This is a genomic window from Duganella sp. S19_KUP01_CR8 (assembly GCF_036688705.1).
In the GTDB taxonomy this organism is placed as follows: Bacteria; Pseudomonadota; Gammaproteobacteria; order Burkholderiales; family Burkholderiaceae_D; genus Rugamonas.
Map to the genome: position 1 here is coordinate 1 of NZ_JAQQPR010000031.1, position 14,266 is coordinate 14,266.

The 14,266-nt window shown below is 64.2% G+C and carries 14 protein-coding genes; 9 read left to right on the top strand and 5 right to left on the bottom strand.

The window, feature by feature from the left end; genetic code table 11:
* Together V6M89_RS25155 and V6M89_RS25160 are read right to left on the bottom strand one after the other, a co-directional pair.
* Positions 1-562, bottom strand: a 562-nt coding sequence (locus V6M89_RS25155; protein ID WP_332855770.1) for a hypothetical protein, incomplete at its 3' end; no start/stop codon positions are given.
* Between the two features lie 9 nt (positions 563-571).
* Positions 572-1,066 (bottom strand): hypothetical protein, encoded by a 495-nt coding sequence (locus V6M89_RS25160; RefSeq protein ID WP_332855771.1) that lies wholly within the window; start codon positions 1,064-1,066, stop codon positions 572-574.
* Between the two features lie 226 nt (positions 1,067-1,292).
* Between V6M89_RS25160 and V6M89_RS25165 the strand changes: the two genes are divergently transcribed.
* A complete protein-coding gene (locus V6M89_RS25165) occupies positions 1,293-1,988 on the top strand; it encodes an alpha/beta fold hydrolase (RefSeq protein WP_332855772.1) in 696 nt (231 codons plus the stop codon).
* A complete protein-coding gene (yidD, locus tag V6M89_RS25170) occupies positions 1,985-2,419 on the top strand; it encodes a membrane protein insertion efficiency factor YidD (protein WP_332855773.1) in 435 nt (144 codons plus the stop codon). Before V6M89_RS25165 ends, yidD begins: the two co-directional genes overlap by 4 nt.
* A gap of 1 nt (position 2,420) precedes the next feature.
* Here the strand turns inward: yidD and V6M89_RS25175 are convergent, their stop codons facing one another.
* Together V6M89_RS25175 and V6M89_RS25180 are read right to left on the bottom strand one after the other, a co-directional pair.
* Entirely contained in the window at positions 2,421-2,774 is a 354-nt protein-coding gene (locus V6M89_RS25175) for a cupredoxin domain-containing protein (protein WP_332855774.1), read from the bottom strand.
* A gap of 6 nt (positions 2,775-2,780) precedes the next feature.
* On the bottom strand, positions 2,781-3,662 hold the full coding sequence (locus V6M89_RS25180; protein WP_332855775.1) for a metallophosphoesterase family protein: 882 nt from the start codon (positions 3,660-3,662) through the stop codon (positions 2,781-2,783).
* A gap of 174 nt (positions 3,663-3,836) precedes the next feature.
* Here V6M89_RS25180 and V6M89_RS25185 point away from each other — a divergent pair, with 174 nt between their 5' ends.
* Entirely contained in the window at positions 3,837-4,373 is a 537-nt protein-coding gene (locus V6M89_RS25185) for a sigma-70 family RNA polymerase sigma factor (protein WP_332855776.1), read from the top strand.
* Positions 4,363-5,148 carry an anti-sigma factor family protein gene (locus V6M89_RS25190; RefSeq protein WP_332855777.1) on the top strand — a complete coding sequence of 262 codons (786 nt, stop codon included), beginning with the start codon at positions 4,363-4,365 and terminating at the stop codon, positions 5,146-5,148. Before V6M89_RS25185 ends, V6M89_RS25190 begins: the two co-directional genes overlap by 11 nt.
* 13 nt (positions 5,149-5,161) lie before the next feature.
* On the opposite strand, the gene V6M89_RS25195 is transcribed toward V6M89_RS25190, so the two are convergent.
* Positions 5,162-6,913, bottom strand: a complete 1,752-nt coding sequence (locus tag V6M89_RS25195) for a methyl-accepting chemotaxis protein (protein ID WP_332855778.1) — start codon at positions 6,911-6,913, stop codon at positions 5,162-5,164.
* 285 nt (positions 6,914-7,198) lie between these two features.
* Between V6M89_RS25195 and V6M89_RS25200 the strand changes: the two genes are divergently transcribed.
* The 5 genes from V6M89_RS25200 (at position 7,199) to V6M89_RS25220 (ending at position 14,259) form a co-directional block, all read left to right on the top strand.
* Positions 7,199-7,684: a dihydrofolate reductase gene (locus V6M89_RS25200; protein ID WP_332855779.1), complete on the top strand. Its 486-nt coding sequence runs from the start codon at positions 7,199-7,201 to the stop codon at positions 7,682-7,684.
* A gap of 36 nt (positions 7,685-7,720) precedes the next feature.
* Entirely contained in the window at positions 7,721-8,341 is a 621-nt protein-coding gene (locus tag V6M89_RS25205; RefSeq protein WP_332855780.1) for a DUF4337 domain-containing protein, read from the top strand.
* Between the two features lie 200 nt (positions 8,342-8,541).
* The gene (locus tag V6M89_RS25210; RefSeq protein ID WP_332855781.1) at positions 8,542-10,794 is read left to right on the top strand and encodes an arginine/lysine/ornithine decarboxylase; all 2,253 of its coding nucleotides are present in this window, start codon (positions 8,542-8,544) and stop codon (positions 10,792-10,794) included.
* Positions 10,795-11,055: 261 nt separating this feature from the next.
* On the top strand, positions 11,056-12,813 hold the full coding sequence (locus V6M89_RS25215) for a DUF1800 domain-containing protein (protein WP_332855782.1): 1,758 nt from the start codon (positions 11,056-11,058) through the stop codon (positions 12,811-12,813).
* 9 nt (positions 12,814-12,822) lie between these two features.
* On the top strand, positions 12,823-14,259 hold the full coding sequence (locus V6M89_RS25220; protein WP_332855783.1) for a DUF1501 domain-containing protein: 1,437 nt from the start codon (positions 12,823-12,825) through the stop codon (positions 14,257-14,259).
* The last annotated feature ends 7 nt before the right edge of the window (positions 14,260-14,266 follow it).

Consider the following 14,266-nt stretch of genomic DNA (forward strand, 5'->3'; position numbering starts at 1 on the left):
CCCCCCCCCCCCCCCCCCCCCCCAACTCGGGCGGCGCGTCCTCATGATCGGCCAGCGGCAAGCCATCGCGCGGACTGATGATGTGGATGGACAACGACCAGTCCCGCGTGGGATTGCGGGGGGCGTGGATGCCCGGTTCGTAGATAAACCCCACCTTGCCGGCCGGCGCCGCAAACAGATTCTTGTCGACCAGTGCGCCGCTGCGGTAGGAGGCCGCGCGGTCGTAGGTGCGCACTTCCAGCTCGTTGCGACAGACGCCGGTGATGGTCCACGCGGTGTGCTCGTGCGCGCCCGGCCCGCCGTATGGCGGCCAGAAGCCGAACGCCATGCGGATGCCGCTGCGCGCCAGCGTCAGGAACGGCACCAGGCCGTTGCGCGGCGCGTTCGATGCGATCAGGCGCAGTTCCAGCGCCATGCAGTCGAGCAGGAAGTCGTCGTCGGCCACTGCCCGCTCCATGGCGGAGCGGGCGCTCAATACGGTTTCCCGTGCAGGCAAGTCCGGCTCGTCCTGCCCGGGAAAATCCAGCCTGGCAAAGCTGGCGACGACGTCGTCCAGTCTCATCGCGCGGGCCTAGCGTTCGCGCAGTTGCGGGAAGGCGAAGCCACCCGGCAGCTCGAAACGGCTGCCGCGCGACTGGCAGACCTGGCAGCGCGATTGACACACCTGGCAGCGCGATTGGCAGACGTCCGAGCGCAGGCCGCCGCGCACCAGGATGCGCAGCCGTCCACGGCTTAGCTCCAGCGCCTCCTCGGCCCTGGGCTTGATCGCGCTGGTCTCGACCTTGCTGACGACCACCTGCGCATCTTTTTTCAGCCAGACGATGGTGCCGCCCAGCGGCAGCACCGAATCCGGCGCTTCGGCGAAGTACAGGATATCGCTGCGGGCGATATCGACCGCATCGCTCAGGTCAGCCAGGTCGGCGTACATGCGTACATAACCATCGCGCGTCGATGGCCCCACGTAGCCCTTGACGCTGGCGACGTTGGTGGCGTTGTGCTCTTTCAGATAGCTCAACAAGGGATGTTCAGGAATTTTACCGCCCGCTTCTAACTTGAAATCGGCCATGACCTCTGCTCCTCAAATAGGCATCACTGCAAAATGGATACGGCCTGCCGGCCGGCCCATGCTGTGAACCAATATAGGTCACGCGCGAGGCCACAAATACACCAATTATCACGTCCTCATCATTTCTTTTTGGACATAATGTAGAATGCTGGATTGCCCTCGCGAATTTAAAGTAAGCCTTTAAGCATATGACGATTTCAATTTTACTTTCCGTGTGTGAAGTCCCATGACGCGACTGGATTTCATACCGGGCACGTTGTGCGATGAAAGGATGTGGAGCCGTGTGGAGCCGCTGTTGGGCGCTGGCTTCGCGCTCAACTACGTCCCGCTGCACAAGGCGCGCACGCGCTTGCAGATGCAGGAGCTGATCGCGGCGCATAGCGCACCGTCGGCGCACCTGGTGGCGTTCTCGCTGGGCGCCTACCTCGCCATCGAGTATGCGTTGCTGCATCCGGAACGCGTGCAATCGCTGGTGCTGATCGCGAATTCGGCGCGCGGCCTGAGCGAAACCGAGATACAAACCCGCCGCCGCATCATCCCCATGTTGAAGAACAACGTCTACACCGGCATGACGCGCATGCGCCTGCGCGAGCTGCTGCATGAGGCGCACCTCGGCGACCAGGCCGTCATCGACATCATCCAGCAGATGGCGCTGGACCTGGGCAAGGACGTGCTGCTGGCGCAGTTCACCGCCTCGATGGAGCGCCCGGACCTGATGGAGCGGCTTTCTGAAATCACCTGCCCCGTGCTGATCGTCGGCGCGACCGGCGATCAACTGGTCAATCCGGCGGACCTGCGCGAAATGCAGCGCCACCTGCCCGACTCCCGCCTGAATCTGCACGACGGCACCGGCCACATGATCCCGTTGGAGGTCCCGCAAACGCTGGCCGCCGACATACTGGCGTTCCATCACGCCATATGAAGCGACTTGCCCTCGCCGCCATCGCATTCTATCGACGCCACCTGTCGCGGTTAAAGGGCTTTTCCTGCGCGTTCCGCGTCTACACCGGCCGGGATAGCTGCTCCGCTTACGGCCAGCGCGTTATCGCCAGGCATGGCCTGGTCCTTGGCTTAATGCTGCTGAACCGCCGCATGAACGCGTGCGGCGACGTGCATCGCCAGCACCGGCCGCCAGCGATGCGCGCCATGAGCGCGCGCCACCGCGCACAGGCGGGCTTTTGCGACGCGTCCTGCGACCTGCCAGACCTGTCCTGCGTCGGCGACGCTTGCGATATCGCCTCGTGCGCGGGCGACATCTCCAATTGCCACTCCGGAGGTTGCAAAGACTGGTGGCGCAACCGCAAGAACAAAGACCAGTATGTACGCGTCAATCCCACGTCAGGACTGGAATAACTCAGGCCTTGACGATCAGCGTGCCGGACATCTCCTCGTGGCCGCTGCCGCAGAAGTTATCGCACAAGAAGCCGAACTGCCCGGCCTCCTCCGGCTTGAGCTTCACCCGCACGGGTTTGCCCATCACCAGATCGGCGCGGATCTTGAAGTCCGGCAGGCTGAAGCCGTGCGGGAAATCCAGCGCCGTCAGCTCCAGCACCACCGTCTCTCCCTTCTTCAATTCGATCACGTTCGGCGCGAAGCGGAACTTGCGGGCCTCGATCTTGATGACCCGTTCCTTGGCCTTGGCCTGCACCGCTCCAAGAGCGACCAGCGCCAACGGGGCGCACATCAGTAGTCTACGTTTGGCTAACATCTCGATTTATCCTTTCATCGCTGGGAATTCGGTGATCTGATACGCCACCGGTTTCACTTCCGCCTCCACCTCGCGGAAGCCCAGCCCCCTGCCTGGAGCGGCGGGGTCCCACGGCAGTGGCGTGCGCTTGTCCTGCGAACCCGGCGCCGGCAGCGGGAAGATCAGCGACTTGGCCGCGTGATGCGCAATGTGGCCGCTGACGTGATGGTTCTCCTGGTGGATATGGCCGTAGAACACCGTGACGTTCGAATACGGCATCAGCAGCGCCATCGCCTGCTCGCCGTCGCGCGTGGCCCAGTCCCATTTCGGCGCCAGGTCGAACAGCGGCCGGTGCGTCAGCACGACGATGCGCGCGTCCTGCGCCTGTTTCGCCAGATCGGCCTTCAGCCACGCCAGCTGCGCCTCGCCGATGCGCGCGCCGGGGTCGGAGACGTTGTCGATGGCGATGAAGTGCACGCCCTTGTGATCGAAGCTGTAGTGCGTGGGGCCGAAGAACTCCTGGAACGCCGCGCCGTTGTCGAGTGAAGCGTCGTGCTCGCCCGCCAGGAAGTGCACGCCCTTGACCTTTAGGCCGCCCACGATCTGCTTGAACTCCGCCATGCGCCGGCGGCGCTCGGCCGCGTCGTCGGTGGTGTGGGTCAGGTCGCCGGTGAAGACGATGAAGTCGGGCGGCGTGGCCAGCGCATTGACGCTCTCCACCGCCTGCCTGAGCGTGTTCTGCGCCTCCGGATTGGCCGGGCCCTTGTAGCCCCAGTGCGAGTCGGACAGCTGCACAAAGTAGAAATCCTCGTAGCCGGCGGCGGCCATGGCCTTGCCGTACAAGCCGGACATGAAGACGGCGCCGCCGCCCACTGCGCCCAGCCTTAAAAATCCTCTGCGATCAATCATGATGTACTCCGTGGTGTGGTTGTCAGGACGTCGCCGCGACATGGCATAATCGGCAAGCGACGGTCGTACCGGCTAAAACCCGGATCACGGCCCGGATATTCCCGATTATTTTTTTATTTCTCAGGCGGGAATAAAACCGCACCGGACGGAGTCTTCATCCACTGGACCACTGCAATGGATAAGTTTTTGGGCGACGACGACAAAACCGCACGGTTCGAGGCGATGGCCATGCCGCACCTGGACGCGGCCTACAACCTGGCCCGCTGGCTGACCCGCAACGAGCATGACGCCGACGATCTGGTGCAGAGCGCCTATCTGCGCGCCTTCCGCTTTGCCGACGGCTTTCGCGGTGGCGACGTGCGCGCGTGGCTGCTGACCATCGTGCGCCACACCTACTACAGCGCGCTGCGCGACGGCCAGGCGCAGCGCGGCGATGTCAGCTTCGACGAGGCGCAGCACGGCGACGACGAATCCACCGATCCGGCCGCCATCGCCGCCAGCCGCGACACCGGCCGCACCGTCAACGCCGCGCTGGCCCAGCTGCCGCAGGCGTTTCGCGAGGTGCTGGTGCTGAAGGAGATGGACGATCTGTCGTACAAGCAGATCGCGCAAGTGACCGAGACGCCAATCGGCACGGTGATGTCGCGGCTGGCCCGCGCGCGCAAGCTGCTGCTGGCGTATCTGAAGCACGGAGGGCAGGATGGAATCTAAGCACAGCCACGAAATGCTGTCGGCGTATCTGGACGATGAACTGAGTGTGGCCGACCGGCGGCAGCTGGAGGCCCATTTGTCCGGCTGCGCCGATTGCAGCGCCGCCTTGGAGGAGCTGAAGGCGCTGCGCGGCCGGATAGTCGCGGAGGCCAGCCGCCACGCCGCGCCCGAGTACCTGAAGCATCGTATCCACGCCGCGCTGCGGGCCGAGCCCACGCACCAGCCGCGCCGCCCTGCCCCGCGCACATGGCCGTGGACCTGGATCAACCTTGGCCTGGCGGGCGCGGCGACGGCAGCCTTTGCCGTCACCTTGACGCTGTACCTTGGCCAGCCCAGCGCCAACGAGCGCATCGAGCAGGAACTGGTGGCCAGCCACTTCCGCGCGCTGATGCCCAACCACCTGGCCGACGTGGCCTCGACCGACCAGCATACGGTCAAGCCCTGGTTCGCCGGCAAGCTGGATTTTTCGCCGCCGGTGGTCGACCTGGCGGAGCAAGGCTACGCGCTGGTCGGCGGCCGGCTGGACTATCTTCAGCAGCGGCCGGTGGCGGCGCTGGCCTACCGCCACCGGCAGCACATCCTCAACCTGTACATCTGGCCGGATGCCGGCGCCCGTGCCGGCGCGCCGCAGGCGAGCATGCGGCAGGGCTTCCACCTGCTGCGCTGGTCGCAGGACGGCATGCAGTACTCGGCCGTGTCGGACATGAACCCGCAGGACCTGGCGCAGTTCGCAGCCCAGCTGCGCCAGAAAGTGGCGCAGGCCGACGCGCAGTAAAGGACGCGGCTTTCTAAAACTCTTCCCAGGCCCCTTCGCCGCCGCTGGCCATCGCCGGCTGTCTGGCGACGGCCGGCTTGGCCGATTTGGTCGGCTTTGCCCTCACGCTCGACTGCAACTGGCGCGCCGGCGCGGCCGCGCGGGCATGCGGTTTGAGACGCGTCACCGATGCGGCGGGCGCGGCCCGATGGGCGGCGCTATCGAGCTTGAAGATGCTCACCACCTGCGTCAGCGCGCCGGCCTGGTCTTGCAGCGAGGTGGCCGCGGCGGCCGCCTCCTCCACCAGCGCGACGTTCTGCTGGGTGATGGCGTCCATCTGCCCGATCGCGCCATTGATCTGATCCAGCCCCGAGGTCTGCTCCTGGCTGGCCTGGGTGATCTCGCCCATGATGTCGGCCACGCGCTGGATGCTGGTGACGATTTCCTGCATGGTGGCGCCGGCCTGGTCGACCAGCTTGGCGCCGCTCTCCACCTTGTCGACCGAATCGCCGATCAGTTCCTTGATTTCCTTGGCCGCGCCGGCCGAGCGCTGGGCCAGGTTGCGCACCTCGGAGGCGACCACGGCGAAGCCGCGTCCCTGCTCGCCGGCGCGCGCCGCTTCCACGGCGGCGTTCAATGCCAGGATATTGGTCTGGAAGGCGATGCCGTCGATCACGCCGATGATGTCGACGATTTTCTTGGACGAATCGTTGATCGAGCCCATGGTGTCGACCACCTGGGCCACCACGCTGCCGCCGCGCACCGCCACCGCCGACGCCGATTGCGCCAGCTGGTTGGCCTGGCGGGCGTTGTCGGCGTTCTGCTTGACGGTGCTGGTCAGTTCGTCCATCGAGGTCGCGGTCTGCTCCAGCGATCCCGCCTGGTCGGTGGTGCGCTGGGACAGGTCCATATTGCCGGCCGCGATCTCGCGCGAGGCGCTGGAGATGGTGTCGGTGCTGCCGCGCACTTCATGGACGATGCCGGCCAGATTGTCTTTCATCTTGTCCAGCGCGCTGAGCAGGATGCCGATCTCGTTGGCGCCACGCTCTTCGTTGCGGCCGGTCAGATCCCCCGCCGCCACCCGGGTGGCGATGTCCGTCGCCTGTTCCAGCGGCACGGTAATGGCGCGCAGCAGGCCCATGCCCACCGCGATGCCCAGGCCCAGGCCGACGATCAGGATGGCGAAACCGGTGTAGCTGGAGCTGCTCAGACTGGAATTGACTTCGGCCTCGTTGGCCAGCGCGCGGCTGGTGTCGAACTCGACCAGCGCCTTGAGCGCCACGTCGCCCACGCGGTAACCCGGATTGATCTTCTTGATCAGGATGGTCTCGGCCTCGTCCCACTGGTTGTTGCGGATCGCGGCGCTGGCGGCGCGCACGTTGTCCACGCCCAGGCCGGCGCTGTCGGCATACCATTTTTCGGCCAGCTTTTTCTGCTCGGGCGAGCTGATTTTGGATAGATAGCCTTCCCAGCGCTTGCCGATGCGGGCCGAAATCTGGTCGATCTGGTCGAAGTGCACCGTCAGCGCGTGATCGTGGAACTTGGACCAGGCCAGCTCCGGATTGTGCTGCAAGGCTTGCAGGATCTGGCTGCGCCCCAGTTCCATGTCGAGCCGGATGGCGTTCTGCTCGGCGGTGTTTTTCTGGTCGTTGACCGTGACATTGCGCAGCAACCGGACCGACTGGCCGGCGCTGTAGATGCCCATGAGGCCGTTGGCGAGCATGAGCGCGAGGAGCACGGCTAGCGCGCCGATCACCAGCGTCTTGATTCTTAAATTGGCGAACATAAACCCTCCTGGCGTTGTTAGGTAGAAAGGTAGAACATGGCTGGATTACAATACGTGGAATAGCACCGGACCAATCTATCGAAAACTCACTATGGCGCGCATTCGACGCCCCTTTTTCTTGCCAGAAGTAAAATAACAACGCTTCGTGGCAAGGCTGCCTATCTTTTGTCGCAACCATGCCAGCACTGCAATATCCGCCGAATCGGAATTTGAACGATAATGGCGGCAGCCGCGATTTCGCGTTGCTTCACCTGTTAATTTTCAGTAGCTTGTTTGCCAATTGTTATGAATGAAATCACCATCATTGTCGCCATGGACGCCCAGCGCGGCATCGGCATCAACAACACCCTGCCGTGGAAACTGCCGGAAGACCTGGCGCATTTCAAGCGCCTGACCACCGGCCACCCGATCATCATGGGCCGCAAGACCTTCGATTCGATCGGCCGGCCGCTGCCCAACCGCCGCAACATCGTCGTCACCCGCAATCCCGACTGGCGCCACGACGGCGTGGAGGCGGTCGGCTCGGTCGAGGCGGCCCTGGCGCTGCTGGACGGCGCCACCGGCTTCGTCATCGGCGGCGCCGAGATCTACAAGCAATCGATGCAACTGGCCGACCAGTTGATAATCACCGAGATCGCCCGCACCTACCAGTGCGACGCCTTCTTCCCCGAGCTGGACGCCAGCGTGTGGCAGGAAACCGCCCGCGAGCAGCACGCTTCGGAAACGGCCGATTTGCAGTACGCTTTTGTTACACTGCGCCGCAAGGCCTAAGCCCCAACTTCAACTTCACCCAGGAATCAACAGCATATGTCAGGCGACGGTTTTCACGTACACGGACCGCACGATCACGCGGTCGAACACGCTGCCCACGGCAGCGATGGCTTTTCGAACAATATTGCCGTCATGACGGCCATCCTGGCCACGGTCGGCGCCACCTTCGGCTACCTGGGCGGCGCCACGCAGAATGACGCGGCGCTGTTCAAGAACAACGCGGCCATCGACAAGACCCAGGCCGCCAACAGCTGGAATTACTACCAGGCCAAGTCAAGCAAGCAGAACCTGGCCGAGCTGGCGATGTCGCTGCCGGGCATCGATCCGAAAAAGTACGAGGCCGACATGGCCCGCTACAAGTCGGAGAAGGAAGACATCAAGAAGGACGCCGAAAAGTGGGAGGAATCCTCTAAAGAGTGGAACCACAAGTCGGACGAAGCCATGCACGAGCACCACCAGTGGGCGCTGGCCACCACCGCCGAGCAGATCGCCATCTCGCTGGCCGCCATCACCCTGCTGACCCGCAAGAAATGGATGATGGGCCTGGCCTACGGCGTGGCCGGCGTCGGCATCGCGCTGGGCGCGTTTGCCTGGTTCCACGTCGATCCGGTCGGCCAGATGCTGGCCAAGCTGGGCGGCGGCGCGGTCGGACACTAAGGGCTACGCCCCGGTGTAATACCGCCGTCATAGTATTGCGGCAATCTTGTCAGGATTTTTGCAATATTTTTTTCCCGCAGCGGCCCCATTTCTGCGAGAATCCCGTTCTTATTTTTTTTCTGCGACTGCTCAGTGAGCGGTCGCGCCCTAGTCCGCCCCTCCACACAAGTCAGGGGCGGCTTGCTTTTTTGGAGACATGCATGAAATTTCGTTTCCCCATCGTCATCATCGACGAGGATTTCCGTTCCGAGAACACGTCCGGCCTGGGCATTCGCGCCCTGGCCGATGCAATGGAAAAAGAAGGCATGGAAGTGGTGGGCGTGACCAGCTACGGCGACCTGTCCCAGTTTGCCCAGCAGCAGTCGCGCGCGTCGGCCTTCGTGCTGTCGATCGACGATGAGGAATTCGGCGCCGGCTCGGTCGAGGAAACCGATACCGCGCTGAAGTCGCTGCGCGCCTTCGTCGAGGAAATCCGCTACAAGAACGCCGACATCCCGATCTACCTGTACGGCGAAACCCGCACCTCGCGCCATATCCCCAACGATATCCTGCGCGAACTGCACGGCTTCATCCACATGTTCGAGGACACCCCGGAGTTCGTCGCGCGCCACATCATCCGCGAAGCCAAGTCCTACCTGGACGGCCTGTCGCCGCCGTTCTTCCGCGCGCTGGTGCATTACGCCAACGACGGTTCCTACTCGTGGCACTGCCCGGGCCACTCGGGCGGCGTGGCCTTCCTGAAGTCGCCGATCGGCCAGATGTTCCACCAGTTCTTCGGCGAGAACATGCTGCGCGCCGACGTCTGCAACGCCGTCGAGGAGCTGGGCCAGCTGCTGGACCACACCGGCCCGGTGGCCGCCTCCGAGCGCAACGCCGCCCGCATCTTCAACGCCGACCACTGCTACTTCGTCACCAACGGCACCTCGACCTCGAACAAGATGGTCTGGCACTCGACGGTGGCGCCGGGTGACATCGTCGTGGTCGACCGCAACTGCCACAAGTCCATCCTGCACTCGATCATCATGTGCGGCGCGATTCCGGTGTTCCTGATGCCGACCCGCAACCACCTGGGCATCATCGGTCCGATTCCGCTGGAAGAGTTCACGATGGAGAGCATCCAGCGCAAGATCGACGCCAACCCGTTCGCGCGCGAAGCCGTGAACAAGAAGCCGCGCATCCTGACCATCACCCAGTCGACCTACGACGGCGTGGTCTACAACGTGGAAACCCTGCGCGAAATGCTGGACGGCCAGATCGACACGCTGCACTTCGACGAAGCGTGGCTGCCGCACGCCACCTTCCACGACTTCTACAAGAACATGCACGCGATCGGCAAGGACCGTCCGCGCGCCAAGGAGTCGATGATCTTCTCGACCCAGTCGACCCACAAGCTGCTGGCCGGCCTGTCGCAGGCCTCGCAGGTGCTGGTGCGCGAATCGGAGTCGGTCAAGCTGGACCGCGACGCCTTCAATGAAGCCTACCTGATGCACACCTCGACCTCGCCGCAGTACTCGATCATCGCCTCGTGCGACGTCGCCGCGGCCATGATGGAAGCGCCGGGCGGCACCGCGCTGGTGGAGGAATCGATCCTCGAAGCGCTGGACTTCCGCCGCGCGATGAAGAAGATCGACCAGGAATGGGGCAAGGACTGGTGGTTCCAGGTGTGGGGCCCGCAGGAGTTCGCCGAGGAAGGCATCGGTTCGCAGGAAGACTGGATCATCAAGGCGGAGGACGACTGGCACGGCTTCGGCAAGCTGGCGCCGGGCTTCAACATGCTGGACCCGATCAAGGCCACCATCGTCAACCCTGGCCTGTCGCTGGACGGCAAGTTCGCCGAGACCGGCATCCCGGCGTCCATCGTCACCAAGTACCTGGCCGAGCACGGCGTGATCATCGAGAAGTGCGGCCTGTACTCGTTCTTCATCATGTTCACCATCGGCATCACCAAGGGCCGCTGGAACACGCTGCTGACCGCTCTGCAGCAGTTCAAGGACGATTACGACAAGAACCAGCCGATGTGGCGCATCCTGCCGGAGTTCGCGGCCGCCAACCCGACCTACGAAGGCATGGGCCTGCGCGACCTGTGCCAGCAGATCCACGACTTCTACAAGGCCTACGACGTGGCGCGCCTGACCACCGAGATGTACCTGTCGGACATGATCCCGGCCATGAAGCCGTCGGACGCCTTCGCCAAGATGGCGCACCGCGAAATCGAGCGCGTCGCCATCGACGAGCTGGAAGGCCGCATCACGTCGATCCTGCTGACGCCTTACCCGCCGGGCATCCCGCTGCTGATCCCGGGCGAGCGCTTCAACAAGACCATCGTCGACTACCTGCGCTTCGCGCGCGACTTCAACGAGCGCTTCCCCGGCTTCGAGACCGACGTGCACGGCCTGGTCAAGCGCGAGGTGGACGGCAAGCGCGGCTACTTCGTGGACTGCGTCAAGCAATAAGCAGCAAGCACGGCCTGCAAGCCGCCGGCACCGAACGCGTTCGGGCCGGCGGTTTTTTTGCGCCCGAAAATTCCATACTGTGGAAATTAACCTTTTCATAGAAATATTGCTTTTTACATCACGGCAACTTCTGTTTTCAATTATTGCTGCGCGGAATTGAAATCAGTTTTCTTTTGAAAGTTGAGCTCTTTTACAATCGCCCATTTTGGAATTCCAAAAGGCAAAAGAATGAAGTTCACCTCTCAGAAGTTAGCATCCGGGATGGCATGTATCCTGGCCTTGGCGGCGTGCGGCGGCGGCGGCGCCCCCGGCAACAACAGTGCAGACCGCACTTCCGCCGGCGGTACCGCCAGCACCGGCGTCAGCTCGGGAGGCCGCCCCCACAGCGGGCCGAGCGCACCGCTGACACCCTCCATGCCGGCCAATTCCACGCCGGACGGCTCCGCCACCGTGCCGCTCACCGCGGTGCAGGCCTCGCATTTCCTGGCGCAGGCGACTTTCGGCCCCGACTCGGCCAGCATCACGGAGCTGACGAACAGCACCAGGGAGGACTGGATCACCGGCCAGCTCAAGAAACCGCAAACGCTGCATCGGAGCTACGTGCAAAACATCGCCGCGGTGCTGCCGGCCGGCAGCGGCGTCACGCAATATCAGGTGATTGAATCGTTCTGGAAGCAGGCGGCCACGGGCGACGACCAGTTGCGCCAGCGGGTGGCGTTTGCACTGTCGCAGATTTTTGTGATTTCCATGGTCGATGAGAACCTGCCGACACATCCGGCCGGGGTCGCCAGCTACTACGACATGCTGGGCCTCCACGCCTTCGGCAACTTCCGCGACCTGCTGCAGGGCGTGGCGCTGCATCCGATGATGGGGCTCTACCTGAGCCACATGCACAATCAGAAGGAAAGCGGCACCCGCGTTCCCGATGAAAACTTCGCACGCGAAATCATGCAGTTGATGAGCATCGGCCTGTACCAGCTGAATCCCGACGGCAGCCAGAAATTACAAAACGGCAAACCTATCGAGACCTACACCCACGACGACGTTGCCGGGCTGGCCAAGGTATTCACCGGCTGGAGCTGGGCCGGCCCCGACCAGACCATGAAACGCTTCTTCGGGAATCTGGTCGATCCGGCGCGCGACTGGACGCCGATGCAGAATTATCCCGCCTACCATTCAAGCTCGGCCAAGAGCTTCCTGGGCACACAGCTCAGCGGCGGCAGCGGCGAAGCCGATCTGAAGGCGGCGCTCGACACCCTGTTCCAGCACCCGAACGTCGGGCCATTCATCGGCCGCCAGTTGATCCAGCGCCTGGTCAGCAGCAACCCCAGCCCCGCTTATGTCGGCCGCGTCGCGGCGGCGTTTGCCAACAACGGCAATGGCGTGCGTGGCGACATGAAGGCCGTCATCCGCGCCGTATTGCTCGACCCGGAAGCCGGCGCCACCGCCAGCGCCAAAAAGCTGCGCGAACCGGTGCTGCGCCTGACCCACTGGATGCGGGCCTTCAATGCCCAATCGGCCTCCGGCCGCTTCCTGATGCCCATCACCGACGATCCGCTCAACACGCTGGGGCAGACGCCGCTGCGTTCGCCATCGGTATTCAATTTCTTCCGCCCGTCCTACACACCACCGAACAGCTCGCTGTCGGCGCTGGGGCTGGTGGCGCCGGAAATGCAGATCACCGGCGAGCCGTCCGTCACCGGCTACCTGAACTACATGCAGGGCGTCATTCCCAATGGCGCCGGCGTCGGCCGCGATATCAAGGCCGACTACCGCGCCGAACTGGCGCTGGCCAGCCAGCCGGCATTGCTGCTGGACCGGCTGAATCTGCTCTTGATGAGCGGCGCCATGTCGTCCACCCTGCGCAACCAGATCATCAGCGCGGTCAATGGCGTCAGCCTGCCGGCCGCCAGCGGCACCGCCATCGCCACCGCACAGCTCGACACCGCCCGCAGGAACCGCGTCTACCTGGCGATCTACCTGACCATGGCATCCCCTGAATACCTGGCGCAACGTTAAGGAACCATCATGCATTTCGACTCTCCATCCCGCCGCCGGTTTATCGGCAAGATGCTGGCCCTGGCCGGCGGCAGCAGCGTACCGTTCACCCTGAACCTGGCCGCCATGAGCAACGCGGCGGCGGCCGGCGCGACCGACTACAAGGCCATCGTCTGCCTGTTCCTCAACGGCGGCAACGACCATTTCAACACCGTGCTGGCCACCGACAGCACCTCATGGAACGAATACCGGCGCGTCCGCACCACCGCCGATGCCGGCTCCATCGCCCTGCCCGCGGCCGGCGCGGTGGGCGGTGTGCTGCCAATCGTGCCGAGCGCGCCGCAAGCCGGCCGCAGCTTCGCGCTGCATCCCTCCCTGCGCCCGCTGAAGGACTTGTTCGACGCCGGCCGCGTCGCCGTGCTGGCCAACGTCGGCACCCTGGTCCAGCCCATGACGCTGGCACAATACAAATCCGGCAGCCTGGCCGCGCCGCCGCGCCTGTTTTCACACAACGACCAGCAGGCGATGTGGCAATCGTCCCAGACCGAGCAAGCCGCCAACGCCGGCTGGGGCGGCCGCCTCGGCGACCTGATGGCCAGCGGCAACGGCAGCGCCGCGTTTACCTGCGTCTCCACCGCCGGCAACGCGCTGTTCCTCAGCGGACGCTCGGTGCGCCAATACCAGCTCAGCGGCGCCACGACCGCCCCCATCTACAACCTGGCCGGCGCCCTGTTCGGCGCGCCGGCGTCGGCCAATCCGTTGCGCCAGATCGTCGCCGGCGACTACAGCGATCCGTTCCAGAAGGAACACGCCGCCGTCACCGCGCGCGCCATCAACGCCCAGGCCGCGCTCAGCGGCGCGATGCTGGGCGCCGGCGCGGCGGGAGTCGCCGATCCCCTGCCCTACATCAATCCGAACACCGGCGTGGCGGCCGTCAATCCGCTGGCGCTCCAGCTGCAGACGGTGGCCCGCATCATCGGCGGCCGCAACGCCCTGGGCATCAAGCGCCAGGTGTTCTACGTCAGCCTGGGCGGCTTTGACAGCCACGACTTCCAGCTGCACAACCAGGCCGACCAGCTTGCCAAAGTGGCGCACGCCATGGCCTATTTCGACGGCGTCATGGCCGGGCTGCAAGGCGCCGACATGCGCAAGCAGGTGACGCTGTTCACCGCCTCGGACTTCGGCCGCACCTTCACCAGCAACGGCGACGGCACCGACCACGGCTGGGGCTCGCACCACTTCATCATGGGCGGCGCCGTCAAAGGCAAGAACATCTACGGCAGCATGCCGGTCACCGGCCTGGGCCATGAGCTCGACGTCGGCTCTGGCGCATTGCTGCCGACCACCTCGATCGACCAGTACGGCGCCACGCTGGCCAGCTGGTTCGGCCTGTCGGCCACGCAGATCGCCGATGTGTTCCCGAATATCGGCAACTTCGGCACCCGCAACCTCGGCTTTATGGCGTGACGCCGGA

Bases quoted from the DNA above. Each gene is read 5' to 3' on its own strand.
- V6M89_RS25175 (WP_332855774.1), bottom strand. From the start codon at position 2,774: ATGTTAGCCAAACGTAGACTACTGATGTGCGCCCCGTTGGCGCTGGTC.
- V6M89_RS25180 (WP_332855775.1), bottom strand. From the start codon at position 3,662: ATGATTGATCGCAGAGGATTTTTAAGGCTGGGCGCAGTGGGCGGCGGC.
- V6M89_RS25205 (WP_332855780.1), top strand. From the start codon at position 7,721: ATGTCAGGCGACGGTTTTCACGTACACGGACCGCACGATCACGCGGTC.
- V6M89_RS25195 (WP_332855778.1), bottom strand. From the start codon at position 6,913: ATGTTCGCCAATTTAAGAATCAAGACGCTGGTGATCGGCGCGCTAGCC.
- V6M89_RS25220 (WP_332855783.1), top strand. From the start codon at position 12,823: ATGCATTTCGACTCTCCATCCCGCCGCCGGTTTATCGGCAAGATGCTG.
- V6M89_RS25190 (WP_332855777.1), top strand. From the start codon at position 4,363: ATGGAATCTAAGCACAGCCACGAAATGCTGTCGGCGTATCTGGACGAT.
- V6M89_RS25210 (WP_332855781.1), top strand. From the start codon at position 8,542: ATGAAATTTCGTTTCCCCATCGTCATCATCGACGAGGATTTCCGTTCC.
- V6M89_RS25200 (WP_332855779.1), top strand. From the start codon at position 7,199: ATGAATGAAATCACCATCATTGTCGCCATGGACGCCCAGCGCGGCATC.
- V6M89_RS25215 (WP_332855782.1), top strand. From the start codon at position 11,056: ATGGCATGTATCCTGGCCTTGGCGGCGTGCGGCGGCGGCGGCGCCCCC.
- V6M89_RS25185 (WP_332855776.1), top strand. From the start codon at position 3,837: ATGGATAAGTTTTTGGGCGACGACGACAAAACCGCACGGTTCGAGGCG.
- yidD (WP_332855773.1), top strand. From the start codon at position 1,985: ATGAAGCGACTTGCCCTCGCCGCCATCGCATTCTATCGACGCCACCTG.
- V6M89_RS25165 (WP_332855772.1), top strand. From the start codon at position 1,293: ATGACGCGACTGGATTTCATACCGGGCACGTTGTGCGATGAAAGGATG.
- V6M89_RS25160 (WP_332855771.1), bottom strand. From the start codon at position 1,066: ATGGCCGATTTCAAGTTAGAAGCGGGCGGTAAAATTCCTGAACATCCC.